This window comes from Streptococcus sp. XMC (assembly GCF_021341835.1).
In the GTDB taxonomy this organism is placed as follows: Bacteria; Bacillota; Bacilli; order Lactobacillales; family Streptococcaceae; genus Streptococcus.
On sequence record NZ_JAJTNQ010000011.1, the window covers coordinates 1 to 5325 of the forward strand.

Below are 5325 nucleotides of genomic sequence, written 5' to 3' on the forward strand. Positions count from 1 at the left end.
AAAAAAATCAACCCTTTTCTTCCAGAGGGTGGGATGGAACGTCCTACGTTCCTGGGGTGTGGGGCTAGCCCCACAGATAACGTTTTCCGTTTTGTTGCGAGACTTAGGGAAACGTGATATAATAAAAAATATCCGAGGTCGTCGAACAACCTACGGATATAAAAAAAGTCTTACTAGAAACCGCCAAGTCACTCGTAAGACCCCTAATATACGAACAAGACCATTATACCAGATTGTCTAAAAAAGGGCAATAGGTATGCATAAGGGTTAAATACATTAGGTGTCTTTTCTTTTAGTGACTTTGCGGAATAGTAAGCAAAATCATTAAAAGAAAGGACATTTTTTATATGTCAGAACAAACATTCACAGCAGAGCAGAAAGCTACTGCGTTGCTTCGCAAAGCTAAACAGCAAAGCCAAACATCAAATATGACCCCTTTCGAGGGTCTAGTGGGCGTATTTTTAGGGGTTGAGCCTAAAGCTCACTATCCTAAAGTGTTAGACGCGGACGGGAACAAGATCAAGGAAACGATCAACGGACGCACGCAAGATAAACGAAGTGAGACAAGTGACGGCTGGACGCACAATTTAAACGAACTCGGAACGGGTAAGATCATTCAAGTCGTTTTACCGCAAAAGCATGAGCTAAAACCGCTTAGTCTATACTCTATCAGCGGTTTGGGGTATGACATCAAAAACTCTAATATGTACTTTTTAGAGAAAGATACAAAATTAGGGCAGATTTGACGAAAAAGGGGATGCTATGCATCCTCAATTTTTGGATAACTCTCACGGTTTTTTAAGTGTGTTGTGTCAATGATTTTTATTATTGAAACACTACTTAAACTGTTGATACGCGTGCGTTCCTCCTCCGTCAGAACGCACGTATTGTGCTGACACAGAGAGCTTTTCTGTGCCACGGAAAAATCAAAAAAGGAATGAAAATGGCTAAAAAAGATAGACGATCCCGCTTATTCTTTGGGATGCGAAACTATAAATTTGAAACCCACGATGTCGATGGTAATGTCACATGGGACATCAGCGAGGAAGATTGGCGAGAACACATCAAAACGCAGTTAGAGGGCATTGTAGATCCTTATCCTACCGAGCTGACTTATATTTTCCATGATAAGGATATAGATACAGACGGCGAGAAAAAAGCTCTACACGTCCATTTTGTAGCCCGTTTTGCTAATGCTGTATCTTATGATGCGACGATCGATAAGTTCGGATGCGAGCCGAGAAACTTCGAGCGCGCCCGCTCCGAAACATCGGCGCTCTTGTATCTAACACACACAACACCAGAAGCAATCAAAGCGAAGAAACGGCGCTACAATGTATCAGAACTCAATGTTTTAGTGCTTGATGAAAATGATCACCGTCAGACTTTGAAAGGTGACGATCTGGAAGATTGGTATAGAGTTAAAATCGCTGGGCGAGAGGGTTCTAACAAGGTAAATACTGATGACGACGTAGCACGTATTATCGACGATCTTTCAGAGGGTCTAATGACCCTAGATGACGTTAAAAGTGAGTTGAAACAGCTCTATGATGGCACGACAGCCACGATGGCATGGGTCAAGAACAAGCGCTATTTCCGCGAGGCTGTGACTGAATACTATCAACAAAAATATTACGATTGGCTTGAACACGGTCGGAAGTTCCAGCTTATCTATATTCAAGGTAAGTCTTCAATCGGTAAGACTAGCTTTGCGCACGAGTTAGCGAAAGCGTACAATGAGCGCAAAGGCTTGAGATCTACAGCTATTCATAATGCACCGAACGATACCAAAGGGGCGAGATATGACTTTTTGGGAAGCTATGAAAACGAGGCTGTGACTGTGTTTGACGACTTAAAACCTAACACATTTTCTTACACCGAATTTTTAAACCTCTTTGATCCTAGCCGTGTAAGTAAATATTCAAGCCGTTTTGTAGATAAGGCTTGGTTTGCGGAATTAGGGATCATTACTAAATCAACTGAGGTCAACGATTGGACATCAAGACTTTCGTATTCGGAACTTAGATCAGCTAGTGCATCAGATAAGCCTAATGTCCTTTATCAGCCACGCCGACGCGTGTCGCTCGTGGTTGATATTAGTCATGAACAGGTAGTGATCAGTAGTTACGTTTTAACGGATCGCAAGAAAATGACACATGAACTACAGCCGATCATGACGCTAGACTGTCCACCTCGCACGGATGCAGAAGATAGCGGTTTTTGGGATCGCAAATTTCAAAAGAAAGCTATTAAAGCGATCATGATCGCGCTTGGATTGGATACTCCAACGCAAAAAGATCTGGATAGAGTGTCTGCATCTGCAGATGATGAAACAGTAAATAAAGCTGTAGAATTGCTTGCCAAAATGGGACAGCGGAGCGAATAGATATGGCTACAATCTATAAGAGAAACGCTCAGCAAGTCTACAAGAGACCGATTTATACGCTGTTTCTGCCTTGGTTAGTCGTTGCCCTGGTAATTGCTGGGCTGATAACGCTGATAAATAGTTTTGTAGCTGTCATTTGGTTGCGGGTCGCTGTATACTTGATCTGGTCGCTGGTCGTCATTATGATAGGTCTAGGATCGTATAGCATCTATCAAGGTATTAGATCGGCTGGATCAATTAGACGTTACCGCGTCCAGCAACGGAGCGCAAAAGATATCACACGCAACCTACTAGCAACAATGACCTTAAACAGACAGCAAGACAGCCCACACGTGACCGTGCCGAGTGTGACGGTGGTCGATAGAACGCCGTCACACTTAACTGTTAAGATCGAAAAACTAGCGGGCATGTATGACTTGGATCGACTTGCTGAAGACGTTTCGGGATCGTTTCGAGGTCGTTTGGCAGAATATGCGGTAACGTCGTCGAGGATCACGACAAACGGAAACGAGTTTGTGCTGACTTTGGAAGACGTCGGATCAGATCGGACGTGGCGACCAGCGACGTTGGAAGAAATGAAACAACCGACCCACGTCTTAAGGTTGCAGAAAGATCTGACTATCAATCTAGCGGACAGTCCGCATCTGATTTTCTACGGAAAGTCTGGATCTGGAAAGTCTACTAGTTTGATATCAGTTTTAATGCAAGCGCTGATGTGGGCTGGATCACAGATCTATATAGCAGACCCTAAACGAGAGTTTAGCGCTTTGTCTGACTTCTATCCTTTGGATCGTCTAGCCGTCGAGGCTGACGAGGTAATAGCTATGTTGAACCGCGTCTGTGATATCGTCAGAGATCGTCAGATAGTTGTATCTAATGGGGTTAAGAAGCGTCAGCAGATGGGACTTCGGGCTTATGATCTGGGCTTGCCTCCCGTGATCGTGATGATTGACGAGGTGAGCGCCTTAATGGCATCTATGGACAGCAAGCAAAAGAAAGAATTTCTGGGCTTGCTGACGCAAATTGTGATGAAAGGTCGCTCTGTTAGCTGTTTTTTGATTTTGGGTAACCAGAGCGCCCTCGCTGAAAAAGGAATAACGACAGATATCAGAGGGCAGATAGCGACAAAAATCGTCCTTGGTAAAGTCGGCGGTAGCGGTGAAGAATACCGAATGGCATTTGGAGAGGTCGCAACCAAAGGATCTGTAGAACGCTTTAGAGGTTACTATTTGACTGACGGACTGGAGCAACCTTTGCTATACGCTGTAACTGATTTGCACTTCCACAAGCTAAATGATCTCAAGACCATCAAGCGAGCCTTTGAGATTGGACAAAAAGGATAACTAGCAGTTATCCTTTTTTGTATTATTTTGTAGTTATATGTGTTATGATTGTATTATATAATGTATTATGAGGGTTTGATATGGCTGAAAAAATGACTGTTCTTAATATTCGTATGAGCGAAAGCGAAAAGGAACAAATAAAAGATAAAGCTGATAAAATGGATGTTTCTGTTAGTGCATACGCGAGAAGAGTTCTGTTAGAGAGTGAAGAAGCGAGTGCTACGGAAGATAATACAAGTGTAATACAAGCGAAAGATGATCATATAGCAGATCTGCAGTCGCAAGTAGATGGCTATAAGATACAGATCGAGCAGTTGCACACGATCATATTAGCAACTCAGAGAGATAATCAGTTATTGCTTGAGGCTAAATCGCGTCGGTGGTGGCAATTCTGGAAATAAAAAAGAGATCGATTTGATCTCTTTTATTTTTTAGGTGTTGTATACGATTGTAGCGGATTGTTTAGACGTTTAACAGCTTGGTAGTATTCTATATTATCTGCATCGATTGGATCAGTATAGAATGTTAAGGCTTTATCTTTTTCCCACTGTTTAATATCTAGCGGTTCATAGTACAAGTTAAATAGAGCTTCTACCATGACATCTCGCATTTCTTCTTTGGTTACTCGTGGTGCCATGTATTGCTCTTCGTCTATGTCATCTTCGTAGTTGCCTGCTAACATCTTATCCATGTATTCTCTGTATTTAGATAAGTACTCGTTATAATCGTCTAGATCTATATTGCTTATTTTGATCAAATATGGCTCTATTTCGCTATATAATTTAGATAATTGATCTTGATCGAATACTTTTGTCTGCTTTCGTCCGATCAGTTGTGTTTCTGCATTATCCCACGCATTTAGATCTTTCAAAACGCGGGTACATTTGATCCTTATTTTATTGATAGTTTTTGGGTTGTCGTCTATGCCAAACCGCTCGATTTGCTCTTGTACGAATTGCGTTAGTGTTGTCTTTTTTATCATCTTGATCTCCTTTGTAAATACTTTTGTAACCATTTTAACATTTAATTACGCACAATGTCAACTGTACCATATTTGGGAAGAGGAAAACATTTGACAAACTAATAGGAAGGTGATATACTCAAAGTATAAAAAATAGAAAGGAAAATACACGTATGGACAAATACGAACTGCACGAAACTGATCGCAAGATTGCTTTGCATGAAAATCTTGTTAAAGAACAAGAAGAGATCATTAGCAAGTATGAAGAACGCTTGAAAGTTGCATCGAAAGATGAACACTTTGGGATTAAATCTGCTATCTCAAATCACAAGGCTATGTTGCAATCTTTTAAATTCGATTTGGAAATGTGGCGAGATGCTAAAAAAGATGGCATTTTCCCTGGGTGGGATTGATTTTTCTTCCGTCGGGTGCAATCGGTAAAGCGGACCGTAAAAAGACGAAAGCAAGGGCGAGCTCGCTCGTGTATTTACCCTTGCTGAGGCTTGAGGTCTGCTAGATTAGCAAACACGACGAAGAAAAAAATCAACCCTTTTCTTCCAGAGGGTGGGATGGAACGTCCTACGTTCCTGGGGTGTGGGGCTAGCCCCACAGATAACGTTTTCCGTTTTGTTGCG

At 41.9% G+C, this 5325-nt stretch carries 6 protein-coding genes; 5 read left to right on the forward strand and 1 reads right to left on the reverse strand.

Going from position 1 to position 5325, the window contains the following annotated elements:
- Window positions 1-347 precede the first annotated feature (347 nt).
- The 4 genes from LXO72_RS10025 (at window position 348) to LXO72_RS10040 (ending at window position 4130) form a co-directional block, all read left to right on the forward strand.
- Complete coding sequence (locus LXO72_RS10025; protein WP_233332580.1) at window positions 348-746, forward strand: hypothetical protein; 399 nt, start codon at window positions 348-350, stop codon at window positions 744-746.
- A 197-nt stretch (window positions 747-943) separates the two neighbouring features.
- On the forward strand, window positions 944-2386 hold the full coding sequence (locus tag LXO72_RS10030; protein ID WP_233332582.1) for a Rep family protein: 1443 nt from the start codon (window positions 944-946) through the stop codon (window positions 2384-2386).
- Window positions 2387-2388: 2 nt separating this feature from the next.
- Window positions 2389-3729 carry an FtsK/SpoIIIE domain-containing protein gene (locus LXO72_RS10035; protein WP_233332584.1) on the forward strand — a complete coding sequence of 447 codons (1341 nt, stop codon included), beginning with the start codon at window positions 2389-2391 and terminating at the stop codon, window positions 3727-3729.
- 80 nt (window positions 3730-3809) lie between these two features.
- Entirely contained in the window at window positions 3810-4130 is a 321-nt protein-coding gene (locus LXO72_RS10040) for a plasmid mobilization protein (protein ID WP_233332585.1), read from the forward strand.
- 23 nt (window positions 4131-4153) lie between these two features.
- Here LXO72_RS10040 and LXO72_RS10045 read toward each other — a convergent pair whose 3' ends face one another.
- Window positions 4154-4711, reverse strand: a complete 558-nt coding sequence (locus tag LXO72_RS10045) for a hypothetical protein (RefSeq protein WP_233332587.1) — start codon at window positions 4709-4711, stop codon at window positions 4154-4156.
- A gap of 152 nt (window positions 4712-4863) precedes the next feature.
- On the opposite strand from LXO72_RS10045, the gene LXO72_RS10050 reads away from it, so the two are divergent.
- The gene (locus tag LXO72_RS10050; protein ID WP_233332588.1) at window positions 4864-5103 is read left to right on the forward strand and encodes a hypothetical protein; all 240 of its coding nucleotides are present in this window, start codon (window positions 4864-4866) and stop codon (window positions 5101-5103) included.
- The last annotated feature ends 222 nt before the right edge of the window (window positions 5104-5325 follow it).

Bases quoted from the DNA above. Each gene is read 5' to 3' on its own strand.
- LXO72_RS10025 (WP_233332580.1), top strand. From the start codon at position 348: ATGTCAGAACAAACATTCACAGCAGAGCAGAAAGCTACTGCGTTGCTT.
- LXO72_RS10030 (WP_233332582.1), top strand. From the start codon at position 944: ATGGCTAAAAAAGATAGACGATCCCGCTTATTCTTTGGGATGCGAAAC.
- LXO72_RS10035 (WP_233332584.1), top strand. From the start codon at position 2,389: ATGGCTACAATCTATAAGAGAAACGCTCAGCAAGTCTACAAGAGACCG.
- LXO72_RS10040 (WP_233332585.1), top strand. From the start codon at position 3,810: ATGGCTGAAAAAATGACTGTTCTTAATATTCGTATGAGCGAAAGCGAA.
- LXO72_RS10045 (WP_233332587.1), bottom strand. From the start codon at position 4,711: ATGATAAAAAAGACAACACTAACGCAATTCGTACAAGAGCAAATCGAG.
- LXO72_RS10050 (WP_233332588.1), top strand. From the start codon at position 4,864: ATGGACAAATACGAACTGCACGAAACTGATCGCAAGATTGCTTTGCAT.